Source organism: Shewanella marinintestina (genome assembly GCF_023283845.1).
Taxonomy (GTDB): domain Bacteria; phylum Pseudomonadota; class Gammaproteobacteria; order Enterobacterales; family Shewanellaceae; genus Shewanella; species Shewanella marinintestina.
This window is the reverse complement of record NZ_JAKILC010000001.1, coordinates 414,288-431,925: the sequence shown is the minus strand read 5'-3', so window position 1 is coordinate 431,925 and position 17,638 is coordinate 414,288. Positions and strand designations below refer to the sequence as shown.

Below are 17,638 nucleotides of genomic sequence, written 5' to 3'. Positions count from 1 at the left end.
TTTATGACCACTATTGCAGATAAGCCAGATTATTCGCTTTATTCAAATGCATTTGGTTACTTAAGACAGCCGCTAGACTTCAAACCGCTTGAAGGTGATGCAGACGTTGTCGTTTTAGGCCTGCCATTTGATATGGCTACTACAGGCCGTTCAGGTGGCCGTATGGGGCCAGGTGCAATTCGTAATGCATCTGTTAACCTTGCTTGGGAAGAAACTCGCTGGCCTTATCAGTTTAAACTTAGCGATCATGTTAAAATCGTTGATGCTGGCGACTTAGTATACAACTGCGGCGACTCTGCTGACTTTACGCAACGTGTTGAAGACTTTGCAACTAAGATTTTAGAAGCAGATAAAGCCATGCTGAGCTTTGGTGGCGATCATTTCGTTACATTACCTTTGCTACGTGCTCATTATAAGAAGCACGGAAAAATGGCGCTGTTGCACTTTGATGCGCACACGGATACTTATAGCCAAGGTAGCAAATACGATCACGGTACTATGTTCTACCATGCGCCAAATGAAGGCATTATTGCCGCAGAGAACTCAATTCAAGTGGGTATTCGTACTGAGTACGATACTGCTAATCATTTATTTAAAGTGATTGATGCTGCCACTGCTAACGATTTGACTGCTGATGAAATTGTTGCTCAAATTCGTGAGCGTGTTGGTGACATGCCACTATACGTGACTTTTGATATCGATTGTTTGGATCCAGCTTTTGCTCCTGGCACAGGCACGCCGGTTTGCGGTGGTTTAACAAGCGATAAAGCCATGAAGATTATTCGTGGCCTTAAAGGTATGAAGATCGTCGGTATGGACGTTGTTGAAGTTGCTCCAGCATACGATAGTGCTGAGATCACTGCTCTTGCTGGTGCAACATTAGGCTTAGAAATGCTACACGTTTGGGCTGAAGCAAACGGTAAGATTAAGTAATCTTTTTATTTGATTAAGCTGTGTAATATCAGGATTTGTTGTATGAGATAAACTATTAGTTAAAAGTCTCCCGCGATGAGTCTAAGATTGTTATTATTAAAGAAGCACTGTTTACAGCGCTTCTTTTTTTATGCCGTTTTGCAAGGGATCTAGGATGTCAGAGATTAGCGATATTAGACGAGAATACACGTTAGGCGAGTTACACAGTGAAGATGTACCGAGTGATCCTATGGTGCTGTTTAACGCTTGGCTTGAGGTGGTTCGCGATTCAAAAATTCAAGACCCTACCGCCATGTCTGTGGCGACAGTTGATGAGCATGGCCAGCCGTTCCAGCGTATTGTGTTATTGAAGCGTTTTGATAATGATGGCTTTGTATTTTTTACCAACCTAGAAAGTCGTAAAGCACTGCATATTGCTAATAATGCCAACGTTAGTATTTTATTCCCTTGGCACAGTCTAGAAAAACAGGTCGCTGTGACCGGTGTGGCTGAGCCATTATCAAAGACAGAAGTATTGAAGTACTTCATGAGTCGACCTAAAGAAAGCCAAATAGCAGCTTGGGTCTCTAAGCAATCGAGCCCGATTAGCGCCCGAAAAGCATTAGAGTCTAAGTTTGCTGAGATGAAAGCAAAGTTTGCTAATGGTGATGTTCCTCTACCTAAGTTTTGGGGCGGCTATTTGGTTCGCCCAAGCAGCATTGAGTTTTGGCAAGGTGGCGAACATAGGCTGCATGACCGTTTTATATATACCAAAGTTGCTGACGCTTGGCAGCGCAGCCGCTTAGCGCCGTAATTGAAATTAAAAAGCCACGTTCAGCGTGGCTTTTTAATTGTTTTTATTGGTATTTATGTGTTTAAAATGTATATGCAATACCAGCTTGTTTATCCTTTGAAATCATAACTATTTTTAAATGGTTCCTTAATAAGAAAGTTGCCCATCTCACTTCTATACTCGTTAGTCAAACGAGAAAATCATTAAAAGGTTCGGAGCTTAGCTCGAACAATCTATAAGTCCGTTGGTTTGCAAATACCGGCTATTTCCCCAGTTTCCTAGAACCTTTAGATTTTTAAAAAGCGGCTAGGACAGTAAACATGCCCTAAAATAAGTGATGAATATAAATTGTTATAGGTAAAAATCACTCCGCCTAATGTGGAAGCATGTTAGATTAGTGCTAGCTTAATTATTGATAGGTATCATAATTTAAACACTACAATTTAAATATCATTTTCTAAATAAGAGGGAACGGACATGAAGAGTATCATTACGGGTTTATTGCTATTGCCTTTATCGCTAATGGCTTCAGCCGGTACATGGAATGTTGACAACACCAGTTCAAACGTAAACTTTATCTCTATTAAAAAAGGGGATATTGCTGAAGTTCACCACTTTACTTCGATAGATGGCACGTTAAATGATAAAGGACAGTTTAATTTCGCCGTTTCTCTTGCCAGCGTTGTTACTAATGTTGAGATAAGAGATGAACGTATGGGCTCATTGCTATTTGAGGTGGATAAGTACCCTAAACTAACGCTAACAGCTAAGGTTGATCCTAATCTGGTTAAGGGATTAGCTGTTGGGGCAGCGAAAGTCGTAAAAGTTGACGGTGAAGTTGAATTACACGGCCAAAAGCAAACGATGGCTTTCACTGTGAACATTGCTAAGCTTTCAAATACACATTTATTGGTATCGAGTGTAATGCCTGTTATTGTAAATGCTGATAGCTTTGGTTTATCGGCTGGCGTCGAAAAACTACGCGAAATTGCAGGGCTGTCGGCAATCAGTAAGGCTGTACCTGTATCGTTTATTCTTAACCTTACACAATAATTAAGTTTGTTATTGTCATCGCTTAATCGGTCAATTAATTGATTTTTTTCGTTGATTAATTGGCCTTTTTATTGCGATTTTTTAGAGGAAAACTTCTTTATTAAAAAAGAAGTCGCGAGCCTATAGTATATAAGTGAATGCTATGAGTTTTACCATTTAGCTTACGAATATTTCAATTACAGCAAAACTCAGATAATATTCGGCCTAGAACAATTGAATAATAATGGTGGCTAAGCCGTTTTTAAGTGCTTAGCAGTGCACACATTTATGTGTTTTAGGTTGAATATGGTTACCGATAAAGATGGGTACATCCACCTAGTTCAGTATTTGACTGAACATTTAGGTATTTTTGCAGATTCACATCAGAAAAGCGCTGCAGATGACACCGTGATGGAGTTATTTGAAGAGCAACTTGCTGCCCAAATCATCATGGTTTGTGGTCAAAACCCCTCGTTAACTTTTGCACAGCGCAATCTTGTGGTCCGTGAAGTCGATTCGATTGTTTATGATTTAGAAGAGATTTTAGCTCGAGTTGCAGATCAAAAAGCAACAGCTGAGCAGACCTTATTTATTGCTGAGTTTTCATGCTTAATTAAGAACCTATTTGATCAAGAGATCGGTCGATTGTTGGCTGCATAGGCATACCTATTTTATATTTAGTTACAGTATTTTAGTCTAGCTCGCTTGTTGGTTTTGACTTATAGGCATAATGTTGCAGTATCGATAAAGGAGAAAGCGATGCTCAGCAAGGTTAAAACCTCACTAAATAAACAGCACTTGCTTGTCTATGCTTGTTTATTAATATTTTTGTTTTGTCTTAGACTATTTAGTCACAATGCTTTCGATCTTGGTTGGGGCTTTTTTCCATTAGTGATTTCTTTACCGTTTGTGCCCTTTATTTTAGTCTGGCTCGCGGTGCAATTTTATCGTAATTTCCGTTCTTTAAATGCTCCAGTTAATTTGAATTGGCCGTTATGCCATTGTGTGTGTACGGCATCATTGTTTAGTTTGTTTGTGCTTAATTTTATCGGTTAAGCTATAACCCTGTTCATCGGCGTTCAATCGAGTTATATGTTTTAAGCAAGCTTATATTCAGCTTTGCTGTGGCATATTAACAGGTGCATCAATGATGGCTAAACCTTGCTATCATTAGCGCAAGATGTTCCAGATTATTTTTATTTATTAAGGAATTACAATGCTTAAAAGAGTTGGGTTGTGCTTATTGATCCTCAGTACTTCTGTATCTGCGGCAAGTGACAAAGCTGTCATCGGCTCAACAGCTAAAATGTCAGTAGCCCATGCAGATCTTTCCTATGTTGCTCGTATCGACACCGGAGCGGGAAATACCTCTTTGCATGCTTTTGATATTAAGGTTGAAGGTGGAAGTGCCAAACGAATGAAAGACAATGTTGGCAAAATGGTGTCTTTTACTACTGAAAATAATGCCGGTGAGCAGAAACGTTTAACAGCTAAAATCGTTAAGACATCTACCGTGAGTAACTCTCAAGGTAGAGAGACTCGTTATATGGTCGATTTAGACGTCGGTTTTAAAGGAAAGGAGCGAACGGTTAGAGTTAATTTAAGAGACCGTAGCCACATGGATTACAAGTTGCTTATTGGTCGTAATTGGCTCAAAGACCGGTATGTCGTCGATGTTTCCGAAAAGAAACTGATTGGCCCAACGGCATCAATTAGCATTGTCGAGTCGGGTTTAAAGTTTAAGACTCGTATTGATACTGGAGCTGTAGAGAATTCGTTGCATGCTTATGACATGAAAATTGACAATGAAGACCCTGATATGGAAAAGAATATCGGTAAAGTTATTCATTTCACGACCGAAAATGAGAAAGGCGAGTCTCATGTGGTTAAGTCACGTATTGTCGAAACGTCACTAATTAGAAACGCACAGGGCAGTGAGATCCGTTACATGGTTGAGTTGAATGTGGGGGAGCCGGGACAAGAGTATAAGGTTAAGGTTAATCTAAGAGATAGAAGCAAAATGTCTTACAAACTATTAATAGGCCGCAACTGGCTCCAAGGCCACTATATCGTTGACGTATCACTTTAGCTTATTACTAGACTCTATAAAGCTACGAGTTTAACAAGAGACACTAAAAAGCGCCGTACATAGTATGGCGCTTTTTAGTGGCGAAGTGAGAGTCACTTAACGGTTGATACGAGTCGATATAACTCGTGTGGGCCGGCGAGGTGATTTTGTTACTGCTTTGCTATTTGCTAACTAATAATGTGCAGTTTAATTGGGTCGAAAAGGCATTATCAGTTAACGAGCTCACTGTAAGTTGGCCATTAAACTCACTCATAAGCCAAATAGATAACGCTGACAGTGTGCCTTTGACTTCGTTATTAGTCAGTGCTGATTGTAATTTATCTAGGTTTTCTTGTGTAAAGCCTTTGCCATTGTCACTGATATTAATATGGATCTGCTGATTGTCTTTGCTCAGGTTGACGTTAATTTTTTGCCCTGTCGCTTTTTGATAAAAAGCGTCATTAATGGTGTTACTAATGGCTCGATAAAACACCAGTAAATAATGCCAATGTATCCCCTCGACAATAAGTCGACTCTCACTGTGGATGCTTAGCTCTATATCCTTGCTACTTAACTTCGGAGCGAGTAGGGCGACGATATGCTCTAATAACAGTACTAGGTCGATTGGCTTGGTGACATAATCTTGAGCGGAGAATAGATATTCTAAGTGCCGTAGCCTCTCGGTTTGAGCTGAAAGAGAGTGAGTAAACTCTTTGGCATCAAGATCACCATTTGCTAAGCGATAGGCATTAGCAGCTAAATCATCTTGTTTTCTAAATATAGGTTTAACAATCGCAGCCACTAAAGATGGATATAAAGCCTGATTATCTAACTTTACTTGTTCAAAGTTGACGCGGCGATTCGACTCTGCTTTAGCATTTTGCGATTCACTTAACAGACGCTTATTCGTTTGTTCGAGTTTCTCTATAAAACGAATATTATCGGAAGTCTCTTTGGCTAAAATTTCAAACTGGGCACTTTTTTTACGTTCGAGAACTTTACTGGCGCTAATGTCAAATGCAATGGTGCCCACTGCGCTTATCTGGTTTTGATTATTTAAAATGGGGAATTTAGTGACTAAGTAGGTATGTTGTTTATCTTTTACCGGAAAGCTTTGCTCATAGCTGAGCTCTTGCTGTGTATCGATAACGGTTTGATCATTCTTTGCATTAACTTGAGCGATTTCTCTTGGCATTATTAAATGGGTTTTAGCACCAAGAAGCTCACCTCTATTACGCGCAAACGTCAAACAGACCTGATTATTGACTAAAGTTAATTGACCATTTAGATCACTAATAAAAATTAAGTTACTGGCAGAGTTAAGTACACTATTGAGTTGTTCTGTTTTTTCTTTTAGCTCTGTTTGTGCTTGTTGTTGTACATCTAATTGTTGCTCTAGTGCGAGGTTTGTTGCATCTAAGCTTGCCAACGCGATCTCCAGCTGCCTAGTACGTGAACTAAATGCTTTTGCCAACATGCCTATTTCATCATTTCGCGTGGTTGCTTCTAACTCAACTTTTGCAGGGTTACTGTCATTTAATGCGGCAACCATTCTGCTAATCGGGTGTATGAACAACTTATTCTGCATAATAAACAGCAACATTAATGCGAGAATTTGGATACCAACCAAATAGATCCCCACTGAGCTTGCTAAGGATTGACTGTTGTAGTTAATACTCGATAACGGGGTAACCAGAATGATTTTCCAGTAAGTGCCTGGCATCAAAAATACACTAACCAATACAGGCTCATTTAATCTTGGATCATTGGTCAATTGGATGCTAGCTAATACTTCGACATCTTTAAGCGGGTTGTTGGCGTTCTGATTAATCATAGCGATTAACTTTTTACGCTCTTGAGATGGGGTATTGGTTATCACATTGCTCAGTTGACCATCTTCATAGGCTTTCGTATTGTTTGCAGTCTTTATGAACTGCTGATCAATCTTCGAAATTTTATTTTGTAATGGTGTAAAAGCAGGGTGGCTTTTGGCAAAGTCGGCGAATGGCTGGAAAAGCTGACTATTTTTAATTGCCTGGTTATCGTTACTCTCATTGTCTGGGTAAGATAATAATCGATTCTGTTGATCGAGGGCAAACACATAGCCACCAGTGTTTGCGACCGCAGTGCTGAAAAAGTCATCGAGACTCGACAGGGCTATATCAACGGTTGATACGCCAATAAACTGATGATCTGACCACATAGGTACAGACGCTGTGATCATGGCGTTTTGAGTGTAAGGGTCAATATAAGACTTTGACCAATAAGTGGTATCTTTCGGGTAAAATTTGGCGGGCACATACCAATTTTCGTCAACGTAATCTGCAATTGATTCCGCATTATAATCATTGACTTTTATTAGCTCATCAACGCTATTACGGGACCAGAAGTAGCTATCTTTTTTGCGTGAGTTATCAAACATAAATGGCTCAGGCCAAATACCACCTCCAAGAATAACCTCTTGCTGACCAGTTTGATTCAGAATTGCAGGTACGGCTAGAATTAATTGCTCTGGGGTTTGTTGATTGATCTCTCCTAGAGCTCCAATGGAAACCGCAAGGTTTTCAATCCGGCTGGTTTTCTTTTGTAATTTTGCTGTAATGGTTTTACCGAGATTAATACTGAGCGAAGTTTGATTATCAACTAGTCTGTCACGTTCAATGGTTTTTAAAAACCAAACACTGGCAATAATTATCACCGCAGCGACAAAAAGTTGGATTAACATAAACTGCATTGGCAAACTTGATCGCCAGTTAGTCAGTTTTGCTTGTGTTGTTATAGGTTTGACCATGATAATTCAACGCTCAATGATTAATTATTCCTTTTATTCAGTTTCCTTACAGATAAAAGAATTAAGCTAAATGTCTTAGTGAACTAATTATACAAGTCTTGTTATTTTTTTGTAAAACAAACAGGTGTGACTATCAACGAAAATATTGATGAAAAACAAAAAAAGCAGCCTACGGCTGCTTTTTACTGGATAGTTGAAAAAACTTTAGATTTTTAAGCCGATGAGTAATTTGTCGAGCTGTTCTGCTGTTGCATGTAGTTCATCACACCCAGTAACTGATTGATTCGCTGATTGCTCAACATGGTGTGATTGATTGCGAATATCCATTAGGTTTGTCGCTATCTCATTGGCTACTGCTGATTGTTCTTCTGCAGAAGTAGCGATTAATACGCTCATCTCATAAACCTTAGCACTGTGATGAGCAATCCCTTCTAGATCCTTACCAGTATCAAGTACGTGCTTTTTACCTTCTTCAGCTTTCTCCACGGTACGACTCATTACCTGTTTTAAGTTACGAGCGCCTGACTGTAACGCTTCGATCATTGTCTTTATCTCAACTGTCGCGGCTTGGGTTCGGCCTGCTAAGGTTCTGACTTCGTCAGCAACTACAGCGAAGCCACGACCTTGTTCACCTGCACGAGCTGCTTCGATAGCGGCATTTAGTGCAAGTAAATTAGTTTGCTCTGAGATGGCATTAATGGTTGTAACGACTTCATCGATTTTGGCTGCATTATCGTTTAGATGGTTGACGGCATCAGATGCATCAGCGATTTCATTTGAAAGACCACCAATAGCTTCAACGGTAACGGCAATATCACGTGAGCCGGCGTCGACTTGCACATTAGCTTCTTGAGTTTCAGTTGATGACAGTTCAGCATTACGAGCCACTTCAATTACCGCAGCAGTCATCTGCTCCATGGCAGTGGCTAATGAATCAATATGTTGGCGTTGATCTACAGCCAAAGCCTGTCCATCCGTTGCAGTATTTCTGAACGCTTGAACAACGTTACGGATCTGTTCATTACCACTTGTCATTTCCGATACTAGCTTGTGTTGACGCTCAACGAGAGTATCGATGCTAATTGCTAAAATACTAAATTCGTCTTTGACTTCAAAGAAGTTTAATCGGCCTGTTAGATCACCGTCAGCTGCTTTTTTTAGCGCCATAACATTGGTATAAAGTGCACCGCCTACAAAGCTCGAAATGTAATAGCTAGCCAGCAAGATAATCATGATGAGTAGCGTTAAAGCGATATATGCCAGACTTTGATCTTGGCCGCCTTGGATTTGCATACTATTGAGGGTGGTTATTAGCCCGTTAGCACTAGCCATGCTGACACTTTCAACGCGATTTCCGATAATGCGAGTTTCGCCACCGCTGTTAGCAAGTGCTGTAAGTTGGCGTGTTGCGGAATCTTGATGAGTAATAGTTAGCTCACCCTGCAAGGATTCTAGATATGCAGCTTTGTCTTCTTGTGGAATATATTGATAAGCAGTATCAAGGGCTTTATTAAGCTTTTGGTTAAAGTTTTGAGTTTGCTTAACTTGATTTTCCTGTAGGTTTTGTTTGTAACCAGCGTTAAGCAGAATCGTTAAACCTATTAAGGCTATGATAGGGATTATCGCCAAAACGGCAAACTTTGCTTTGAGTGTCATGTGGATTAGGTATTTATCCACCCAGCGGAACTTAACTTCTTTCATAATGTTCTCTTATTGATAAATCGCCGACCTGACTCTTTATCGGACAAGAAAACAGTTTCTTAACTAATATTTGCTATTTTATAATCGTTCGCCTTCTTTTTAAACAGTGGCTTTGCTAACTTATTGAATGTTGGGATATCTAAAATATGTATAAGTGGTTGTATTTTAAATTAACCTATTCGTTTTGTATAAGAATTCTACGTTAGCTGCTTGAAAAAAGAGCGCTAACATCATGTTTTTGGAACCTCTACTGTCGACGTTAAAATTTAGTCGCATGTATAAGGACTAAACAAAATAGGGAGTTAGCGAGGAAAAAGGTGAATTAGTCCTAGTCAAATGTGGCTGTCTAACGTAAAATTTTAGTCTTTTTCTATTTTCACTAAGAAAATACGTTAGCCCAAAAGTCGTAGGTCTAAGACTTACTCGCACTGGAAGAGATGATGTCACAGTTAACAGAGATCGTAGAACAGGCTTTAGCCGCCATCGAAGGAGCTACAGATTTAAAAGCTCTCGATGACCTCCGTGTCGATTACCTTGGTAAAAAAGGTCAAATCACCGACATGATGAAAATGATGGGGAAACTTCCTCCTGAAGAGAAGCCAGCTTTTGGTCAAGCAGTAAACCAAGCTAAGCAGGCCGTTCAGCAGCAGCTTTCTATTCGCATTGATGGTCTTAAAGCTGCAGAGCTTGAAGCGCAGCTGAAAGCTGAAAGCATTGATGTAAGCTTGCCGGGTCGTCGCATTGAAAATGGTGGTTTACACCCTGTTACTCGTACGATTGAGCGCATTGAAGCTTTCTTTGGTGAGCTTGGCTTCGTTGTGAAAGACGGACCAGAAATTGAAGATGATTTCCATAACTTCGACGCACTAAACATCTCTGAGCATCATCCTGCTCGTGCTGATCATGATACGTTCTACTTTAACCCAAAAGTGATGCTACGTACGCAAACATCTGGCGTGCAGATCCGTACGATGGAGCATGAGAAGCCACCTTTACGTATTATTTCTCCAGGCCGTGTATATCGTAACGATTACGATCAAACTCACACACCAATGTTCCATCAGGTTGAAGGTTTGCTTGTCGCTGAGAACGTTAACTTTGCCGAGCTTAAAGGCATTTTGCATGACTTCTTACGTAATTTCTTTGAAGAAGATCTAGAAGTGCGTTTCCGTCCATCTTACTTCCCATTCACAGAGCCTTCAGCAGAAGTGGATGTTATGGGTAAAAATGGTAAGTGGTTAGAGGTCTTAGGTTGCGGCATGGTACATCCAAATGTACTTCGCAGCGTGGGTATCGATCCAGAGAAGTACTCAGGTTTCGCATTCGGTATGGGTGTAGAGCGTTTATCAATGCTTCGCTACGGCGTTAACGATTTACGTTCATTCTTTGAAAACGACCTACGCTTCCTGAAGCAATTTAAATAAACGGAGCTGTAATAGCATGAAATTTAGCGAATCTTGGCTTCGTGAGTGGGTTAACCCAAGTGTTAACCGCGAAGAATTATCACACCAAATTACAATGGCAGGTCTTGAAGTTGATGGCGTTGAGCCAGTAGCAGCAGATTTTAGCGGCGTTGTAGTTGGTGAAGTGGTTGAATGTGGTCAGCACCCAGATGCTGACAAATTACGTGTAACTAAAATCAATGTTGGCGGCGAAGAGCTAATCGACATCGTATGTGGTGCCTCAAACTGTCGTTTAGGCCTTAAAGTTGCTGTTGCTATGGTTGGCGCTGTGCTACCTGGCGATTTCAAAATTAAGAAAGCTAAACTACGTGGTCAACCATCATTCGGTATGCTGTGTTCGTTTGGCGAGCTAGGTGTCGATATCGAAAGCGATGGCATTATTGAATTGCCATTAGATGCACCTGTAGGTCAAGACGTACGTGAATACCTTGATCTAAACGATGCGGTAATCGACGTTGACCTAACGGCTAACCGTGCTGACTGTTTAGGCATGGCTGGTCTTGCACGCGAAGTTGGCGTATTAAACCGCCAATCAGTAGCTGAGCCGACTTGGGAAGCTGTTGCTGCAACTATCGCTGATGAAGTTAGCATTGACGTGCAAGAGCCACAAGAGTGTGGTCGTTACTTGGGCCGCGTTATTAAAAACGTTAATGTGAAAGCTGAAACACCACTTTGGATGCAAGAAAAGTTGCGTCGTAGCGGTATTCGTTCTATCGACCCAATCGTAGATATTACTAACTTCGTGTTGATCGAATTTGGTCAACCAATGCACGCATTTGACTTAGCTAAGTTAGATGGCGGCATTCAAGTGCGTAAGCCTAAGGGTGAAGAGAAGTTAACGCTACTTGATGGCAATGAAATTACCATCCCTGAAGGCATGTTGATCATTGCTGACCAAGCCAAGCCATTAGCACTTGCTGGTGTATTTGGTGGTGAGCACAGTGGTGTAACCACTGAAACAACCGATATTTTACTAGAGTGTGCATTCTTCGCACCTTTAGCCATTTTAGGTAAAGCGCGCAAGATTGGTCTGCATACTGATGCATCACACCGATTTGAGCGTGGTGTTGACCCTGAGCTGCAACAAAAAGTGATGGACCGCGCTAGCCGTCTAGTCATTGATATTTGTGGTGGCGAAGCGGGTCCTGTGGTTGAAGCTAAATCTGACGAGCACTTACCAAAGCCAGCACAAATCGTGCTACGTCGTAGCAAACTAGACAAAACGCTAGGTCACCACATTGAAGATAACGATGTGACTGAAATCCTAGAGCGTTTAGGCTTTGTTGTTGAAGTCGGCGAAGGGCAGTGGAATGTAACAACTGCAACTTATCGCTTTGACATGGCAATTGAAGAAGATTTAATTGAAGAAGTTGCCCGTATTTACGGTTACAACAATATTCCAAATATTGCGCCTGTTGCGCAATTAAGCATGTCTGATCATAAAGAATCAAACATCAACATCAAGCGCGTGCGCAGCATGTTGGTTGCTCGTGGTTTCCAAGAAGCTGTGACTTATAGCTTTGTGGATCCTAAGCAACAAGAGTTGATTCATCCAGGTGCTGAAGCGATGATCCTACCGAATCCAATTTCGGTTGAGATGTCTGCAATGCGTCTGTCTATGTTCACCGGTCTTTTGACTGCAGTGGGTTATAACCAAAGCCGTCAGCAAAACCGTGTCAGACTGTTTGAAACAGGTCTACGTTTTGTACCAAATGAAACTGCAGAATCAGGTGTGTCACAACAACCTATGCTTGCTGCAGTTATTGCTGGTAATCAAAATGACGAGCATTGGACAATGGAGTCAAAAACAGTTGACTTCTTTGACCTCAAAGGTGACTTAGAAGCAGTCATCGGTTTGACTGTTGCAGATGCTGAATTTAGTTTCAGAGCAGCAACACATCCAGCGTTACATCCGGGGCAATGTGCTGAAATCTTAAGAGATGATCGCGTTATTGGTATTATAGGTACGGTTCACCCAAGCCTAGAAAAGCCATTTGGCCTTAACGGAAAAACAATTATTTTCGAGCTAGAATTAGATGCTTTATTGCACGCTAATTTGCCGCTAGCCCAGACTGTATCTAAGTTTCCAGCAAACCGTCGTGATATCGCCATCGTAGTAGATGACGCTATTTCAGCCGATGATGTTGTAAAAATGATAAGAAAAGTTGGCGAAAATCAGTTGGTTGGCATAAACTTGTTCGATGTATACCGAGGTAAAGGTGTAGAGGAAGGCAAAAAGAGCCTTGCAATAGCACTCTTATTACAAGATAACGCTCGTACACTGGAAGAGAAAGAAATCGCAGAGATGGTAGAAGTCGTGGTTTCTGCTCTGAAGGACGAGTTCAACGCATCGTTGAGGGACTAAAAGTATGGCACTTACCAAAGCCGAAATGGCAGAACATCTTTTTGAAACGCTAGGTATCAACAAGAGAGTAGCGAAAGAGATGGTAGAGACGTTTTTCGAAGAAATTCGTCAAGCTCTTGAAAGTGGTGAGCAGGTCAAGCTATCTGGCTTTGGCAACTTTGACCTGAGGGACAAGAATCAAAGACCGGGAAGGAACCCAAAGACGGGAGAAGATATCCCAATTTCGGCACGTCGTGTAGTGACGTTCCGTCCAGGACAGAAGCTGAAAAGCCGAGTCGAAGAAGCTAACGCGAAGAAGTAATCGTTTTAGCATCGTTATGAAGAGGCCACTCAATAGAGTGGCTTTTTCTGTTATTCACTTGCTGTAGAGGTTTTAGACTTGTCTAGAAAGCCTAAGTATTTTGACCGTCGTTTTAGCTTGAGTCTGTTACACCCCAAATATTGGCCTACCTGGGTGGCGATTCTGGTTTTAGTTATTTTTGGCTTAATGCCAGCTTGGCTTCGAGACCCTATTGCTCGTACATTGGCCAAATTGGTGATGCATATTGCTAAGAAGCCGATTAAGGTTGCTAGAGCAAACTTAACCACTTGTTTCCCTGAAAAGTCGACCCTTGAGATTGATGCGTTAGTTAAAGATAACGTTGAAAACTTTGTGATGATTTTATTGGCACAATCAGAGCTTATGCTTAAGTCGCGCGCGCATATGAGGCGTCGTGTACAACTACATGGCTTTGAAAATGTTGAACAAGCACGTGCTGCAGGGCAACCGGTGATTTTTATCATGCCTCATGTTTGGGGAATAGAGTATGCAGGTTTGCGCTTAAATATTGACTTGCCAATGGTCTCAATGGCTAAAGCCCATAAAAATGGTTTATTTAACTGGTTTAATAACCGTATGCGTAGTTCGCAAGGCGGTAATATCTACATGCGTGAAGCAGGGATCCGCGCATTGTTATCAGAGCTAAAGCAGGACAATAGCTTCTTTTATTTGCCAGATGAAGATTTAGGCCGTGATAAAAGCGTGTTTGCTCCATTTTTAGGCACGACTAAAGCGACATTACCTGTAGTTGGGCGTTTAGCTCAAGCGGGCAATGCTCAAGTTATGCCTGTTAAAATTGGTTATGATCAAGCTAAACGTCGCTTTGATTTAACGGTGATGCCAGCAATTGAACCTGAAACCATGCAAGGTAAAGAGAATGAAGCTATCGCTTTGAATAAAGCGGTTGAACAAGTTATTTTGGCTTACCCTGAGCAATACATGTGGTTTTTAAAGGTGTTGAAAACTCGCCCTGAAGGCGAAGCATCAATTTATAAGTAGGCACTAAGTTGAGTGTTAATTGTTCAATAAAAAGCCGCATTTTATTGCGGCTTTTTTATATCAGGAAATCGCTTATACGATTAGCTGATATTCATTACGTAAGATCGCAATGATCTCTTGCTTAGGATTTTCGCTGATATGTAGTTTTTTACCAATAATTTTCTCTGCGATACCGACGTAGGTATTAGAGATATCCATCATTACTGATTCTGGTAGCTTATTATCAACGGCTAGAGCAAGGCGTTCTTCCATACGATTCTTATTTAATAAGATATCAGGATCTGGGAAGTGGTTTAGTAGCCACTGTCTAAAGCCTTCTTTAGATTGTTCAATGATCTTACCATCGCGGTGTGATGAACCATCCCAAATACGCGAGCTATCAGGGGTGCCAACTTCATCCATATAGATAAGCTTTTCGTTACCCGCGGCATCATTGACATAGCCAAATTCAAATTTTGTATCAACAAAAATCTGATCATGCTCAGCTAGTGCGGCACTAATGACATCAAATCCTTCTTTTAGGAGCTTTTCGTAAAGATCGATGTCTGATTCATTACTGAAGTTAAAGCCTTTAACGTGGCGCTCAATATCGCTACGCGATACGTTAACGTCATCAGCTTCTGGTACGCCTTCGAGACCAGTTAATACACCTTTAGTGGAAGGAGTAATTAATAGCTCTGGCAGCTTTTGATCTTTCTCTAAGCCTTCAGGGATCGTAATGCCACAAAATTCACGTTCACCTTTAGTGTATGAACGCCACATTGAGCCAGTAATATACTGACGTGCAATCGCTTCAATCATCACTGGACGCGCTTTCTGTACAATCCATACCAATGGGTGCGGGATATCTAGGATATGGCTGTCAGCAAGGCCTTTGTCTTTGAAAAGTTTAAACCAATGGTTTGAGATAGCATTTAGTGCTGTTCCTTTACCAGGAACACCATTTAAGCCATTTTCACCTTGCCATACGCAATCAAAAGCTGAAATACGGTCACTTATCACCATAATGGCAAGTGGGGCATCGGCTGGTACATCGTAACCTTTGTCTTTAATTAACCGAGCGCTATCTTCTTCGGTTAACCAGTAAACACTGCGAACTTTGCCTGAGTGGACTGGTTGGTTAGTACGAATTGGAAGGTTGTCATTTACGACTAAAACTTTATCTGCAAGATTCATAGGGCACACTTTTATTATTGAGAAGCTTAATTTTAGTGGCGCAGATTGTAACAGAAGTTACCAGGCGCAACACCCTAGGTAAGCGGGTTTTACTCTTTGTAAAAACAGTGTTTTCTATAGTGTAAAATAATGAGGGTTAATCTGGTTAAATCAACATATTATGCTGCTATTTTCTATTGATACCGATTAATTATCGACTCTAGTTGTGCATTGGCTTTCATGATCACGATTTGGTCATCTATCCAATTAATCGTATCTTGGCTAACATTATCACCGTATGACAAGTGGATATCTAAAGATGGCGTAATATTCGTTGCATTGGTTAGTTTTAACCGACTTTGGTCAATACTATGCTGTTTTATGGCATAACGAATTCGGTTTTCCATTTCAATGAATACCTCACCACGCTTATTTATTAACGCTTGTAGCGCACTTTGATGACTTCTTGCTTCCACTTTTTTAATTTGGTCATTTTCTATAAAGGTTGTCAGACCTGGGTAAGAAAAACCTTTTAGCAGAATGACAGTTTTACCGAAAAGGTCTTCTGCATTGCTATACGTATTTCGGTCACTATTAAGCTGTACGAGAGTGTGATTGACGCTAAATAAGGCTTGTTTAGATAGACGTTTATTCTGTGTTAATACTTGTTTATTATCGCGCCATGCAGGTGAGCCATAACTTATCCATTTTGTATAGGTTTTTGCCTTTATTTCATGATTGTAGCGTTTAAAAGGCATAACATGTGGAACTATTTTGAACGGCTTTTTAGTCGCCAATAGAGAGATCACATCACTGATAATGCCTGAGCTAGCTTGGTGATTTGAAGTGTTGATTTGAAATGGTTCAGCTTGATTGGCAATGATCAAATAGGAGAGTTCTTCCGCCGAAACGGTATCAGGCTGTACCCAAAAGAGCATTATCATTAAAGAATAAAGTGCAGGGGACAACTTCATAAATGATCACTTAACATCAGTTGCTCATGACCTCTAATTTGATTCTGTTTAATGGCAGAATGCTGTTTGTATTCTCTATGCTTCACAATCCAATGATAGTTAAAGCGGAAACGCCGTCATTTAGAATTTTATGCTAGCGGATTATTATCAACAATGCATTTGTTTTTTATAGAGTAATTGCTCCCCTTATCACATGCGGGGCGATAAGATGTAGCGGCAACTTGAATGAGGAAAATACAAGTTACCCGCTACACTAATTATTTGTGTTTTACATGGATTAGTAAGCTCTGTCATTTTGAGTTGTCTATTAAGGTTATCAGCTAAGTTATTAACTGAATTATCACTTCAGCTTTCTCAATAACGCTCAAAGTCGCTTTCGATATAGCTTTCTATATCGTTAATTGCAATCAAGTGCTTAAGACTGGGCTATTTATTGTGCCTTTTCAGTAAGTTTAAATTGATATCTTGCATGCTGAGCTCTTGGTCTTCAAGCAGTACTAGCAAGTGATAGATAAGATCTGATGCCTCATCAATCAGCTCTGGTTTGTCATTAGTCGCTGCAGCTAAGGCCGTTTCTAACCCTTCTTCACCTACTTTTTGCGCAATCCGTTTCGTTCCGCGCTCAAATAGGTGAGCTGTGTAACTCGACTCTGGGTCTTGGCCCTTACGTGATGCAATTAGTGAAGATAGATTGTCAATAAAGCTGTGAGCATTACCATCGGCCCAGCAGCTTTCTGTGCCTTTGTGGCAAGTAGGACCATTGGGGACGACTTGTACTAACAGGCTATCATTGTCGCAATCTTTATGGATAGCCACTAATTCTAAGGTGTTGCCTGAGGTTTCGCCTTTGGTCCATAGTCTTTGTTTACTGCGACTAAAGAAGGTCACTTGCTTGCTTGATAGTGTGTTATCTAATGCCGCTTTATTCATATAGCCCAGCATCAATACTTTGCCGGTTAGGTGGTTCTGTACAATGGCTGGGATTAGTCCATCAGTTTTGTCCCAATCGAGCTGATTGATTAAGTCAGCGCAGTTATTTGTCTGTTGCGTAAGCGTGCTCATACTC

At 40.8% G+C, this 17,638-nt stretch carries 14 protein-coding genes; 9 read left to right on the top strand and 5 right to left on the bottom strand.

The annotated features are described in order from the left end of the window. Positions 1–3 precede the first annotated feature (3 nt). The 5 genes from speB (at position 4) to L2747_RS01890 (ending at position 4,826) form a co-directional block, all read left to right on the top strand. The gene (gene speB / locus L2747_RS01910; RefSeq protein ID WP_248997418.1) at positions 4–933 is read left to right on the top strand and encodes an agmatinase; all 930 of its coding nucleotides are present in this window, start codon (positions 4–6) and stop codon (positions 931–933) included. Positions 934–1,087: 154 nt separating this feature from the next. Continuing rightward, the gene (gene pdxH, locus L2747_RS01905; protein ID WP_248997417.1) at positions 1,088–1,726 is read left to right on the top strand and encodes a pyridoxamine 5'-phosphate oxidase; all 639 of its coding nucleotides are present in this window, start codon (positions 1,088–1,090) and stop codon (positions 1,724–1,726) included. 456 nt (positions 1,727–2,182) lie between these two features. Beyond that, complete coding sequence (locus L2747_RS01900) at positions 2,183–2,758, top strand: YceI family protein (RefSeq protein WP_248997416.1); 576 nt, start codon at positions 2,183–2,185, stop codon at positions 2,756–2,758. Positions 2,759–3,043: 285 nt separating this feature from the next. Then, positions 3,044–3,397, top strand: coding sequence for a DUF3802 family protein (locus tag L2747_RS01895; RefSeq protein ID WP_248997415.1), 354 nt, complete (start codon positions 3,044–3,046; stop codon positions 3,395–3,397). 556 nt (positions 3,398–3,953) lie between these two features. Continuing rightward, the gene (locus L2747_RS01890) at positions 3,954–4,826 is read left to right on the top strand and encodes a putative ATP-dependent zinc protease (protein WP_248997414.1); all 873 of its coding nucleotides are present in this window, start codon (positions 3,954–3,956) and stop codon (positions 4,824–4,826) included. Positions 4,827–4,986: 160 nt separating this feature from the next. On the opposite strand, the gene L2747_RS01885 is transcribed toward L2747_RS01890, so the two are convergent. Together L2747_RS01885 and L2747_RS01880 are read right to left on the bottom strand one after the other, a co-directional pair. Continuing rightward, positions 4,987–7,596 (bottom strand): PDC sensor domain-containing protein, encoded by a 2,610-nt coding sequence (locus tag L2747_RS01885; RefSeq protein ID WP_248997413.1) that lies wholly within the window; start codon positions 7,594–7,596, stop codon positions 4,987–4,989. Between the two features lie 204 nt (positions 7,597–7,800). Next, positions 7,801–9,297: a methyl-accepting chemotaxis protein gene (locus L2747_RS01880; RefSeq protein ID WP_248997412.1), complete on the bottom strand. Its 1,497-nt coding sequence runs from the start codon at positions 9,295–9,297 to the stop codon at positions 7,801–7,803. A gap of 440 nt (positions 9,298–9,737) precedes the next feature. Here L2747_RS01880 and pheS point away from each other — a divergent pair, with 440 nt between their 5' ends. The 4 genes from pheS (at position 9,738) to lpxM (ending at position 14,443) form a co-directional block, all read left to right on the top strand. Further along, positions 9,738–10,721 (top strand): phenylalanine--tRNA ligase subunit alpha, encoded by a 984-nt coding sequence (pheS, locus tag L2747_RS01875; RefSeq protein WP_220761390.1) that lies wholly within the window; start codon positions 9,738–9,740, stop codon positions 10,719–10,721. A 16-nt stretch (positions 10,722–10,737) separates the two neighbouring features. Further along, entirely contained in the window at positions 10,738–13,125 is a 2,388-nt protein-coding gene (pheT, locus tag L2747_RS01870) for a phenylalanine--tRNA ligase subunit beta (RefSeq protein WP_248997411.1), read from the top strand. A 4-nt stretch (positions 13,126–13,129) separates the two neighbouring features. Then, a complete protein-coding gene (ihfA, locus tag L2747_RS01865) occupies positions 13,130–13,426 on the top strand; it encodes an integration host factor subunit alpha (protein WP_012142935.1) in 297 nt (98 codons plus the stop codon). A 78-nt stretch (positions 13,427–13,504) separates the two neighbouring features. After that, positions 13,505–14,443 carry a lauroyl-Kdo(2)-lipid IV(A) myristoyltransferase gene (gene lpxM / locus L2747_RS01860; protein WP_248997410.1) on the top strand — a complete coding sequence of 313 codons (939 nt, stop codon included), beginning with the start codon at positions 13,505–13,507 and terminating at the stop codon, positions 14,441–14,443. Between the two features lie 72 nt (positions 14,444–14,515). On the opposite strand, the gene L2747_RS01855 is transcribed toward lpxM, so the two are convergent. The 3 genes from L2747_RS01855 to hisIE all read right to left on the bottom strand — a co-directional run bounded on the left by L2747_RS01855 (position 14,516) and on the right by hisIE (position 17,634). Continuing rightward, on the bottom strand, positions 14,516–15,619 hold the full coding sequence (locus tag L2747_RS01855) for a phosphoribosylaminoimidazolesuccinocarboxamide synthase (protein WP_248997409.1): 1,104 nt from the start codon (positions 15,617–15,619) through the stop codon (positions 14,516–14,518). A 173-nt stretch (positions 15,620–15,792) separates the two neighbouring features. Then, the gene (locus L2747_RS01850) at positions 15,793–16,572 is read right to left on the bottom strand and encodes a type 2 periplasmic-binding domain-containing protein (RefSeq protein WP_248997408.1); all 780 of its coding nucleotides are present in this window, start codon (positions 16,570–16,572) and stop codon (positions 15,793–15,795) included. A 426-nt stretch (positions 16,573–16,998) separates the two neighbouring features. After that, positions 16,999–17,634 (bottom strand): bifunctional phosphoribosyl-AMP cyclohydrolase/phosphoribosyl-ATP diphosphatase HisIE, encoded by a 636-nt coding sequence (gene hisIE / locus L2747_RS01845; protein ID WP_248997407.1) that lies wholly within the window; start codon positions 17,632–17,634, stop codon positions 16,999–17,001. Between the last annotated feature and the right edge of the window lie 4 nt (positions 17,635–17,638).

What these genes read in the sequence shown, in the direction of transcription:
- speB (WP_248997418.1), top strand. Translation starts at nt 4, where the DNA reads ATGACCACTATTGCAGATAAGCCAGATTATTCGCTTTATTCAAATGCA.
- pdxH (WP_248997417.1), top strand. Translation starts at nt 1,088, where the DNA reads ATGTCAGAGATTAGCGATATTAGACGAGAATACACGTTAGGCGAGTTA.
- L2747_RS01900 (WP_248997416.1), top strand. Translation starts at nt 2,183, where the DNA reads ATGAAGAGTATCATTACGGGTTTATTGCTATTGCCTTTATCGCTAATG.
- L2747_RS01895 (WP_248997415.1), top strand. Translation starts at nt 3,044, where the DNA reads ATGGTTACCGATAAAGATGGGTACATCCACCTAGTTCAGTATTTGACT.
- L2747_RS01890 (WP_248997414.1), top strand. Translation starts at nt 3,954, where the DNA reads ATGCTTAAAAGAGTTGGGTTGTGCTTATTGATCCTCAGTACTTCTGTA.
- L2747_RS01885 (WP_248997413.1), bottom strand. Translation starts at nt 7,596, where the DNA reads ATGGTCAAACCTATAACAACACAAGCAAAACTGACTAACTGGCGATCA.
- L2747_RS01880 (WP_248997412.1), bottom strand. Translation starts at nt 9,297, where the DNA reads ATGAAAGAAGTTAAGTTCCGCTGGGTGGATAAATACCTAATCCACATG.
- pheS (WP_220761390.1), top strand. Translation starts at nt 9,738, where the DNA reads ATGTCACAGTTAACAGAGATCGTAGAACAGGCTTTAGCCGCCATCGAA.
- pheT (WP_248997411.1), top strand. Translation starts at nt 10,738, where the DNA reads ATGAAATTTAGCGAATCTTGGCTTCGTGAGTGGGTTAACCCAAGTGTT.
- ihfA (WP_012142935.1), top strand. Translation starts at nt 13,130, where the DNA reads ATGGCACTTACCAAAGCCGAAATGGCAGAACATCTTTTTGAAACGCTA.
- L2747_RS01855 (WP_248997409.1), bottom strand. Translation starts at nt 15,619, where the DNA reads ATGAATCTTGCAGATAAAGTTTTAGTCGTAAATGACAACCTTCCAATT.
- L2747_RS01850 (WP_248997408.1), bottom strand. Translation starts at nt 16,572, where the DNA reads ATGAAGTTGTCCCCTGCACTTTATTCTTTAATGATAATGCTCTTTTGG.
- hisIE (WP_248997407.1), bottom strand. Translation starts at nt 17,634, where the DNA reads ATGAGCACGCTTACGCAACAGACAAATAACTGCGCTGACTTAATCAAT.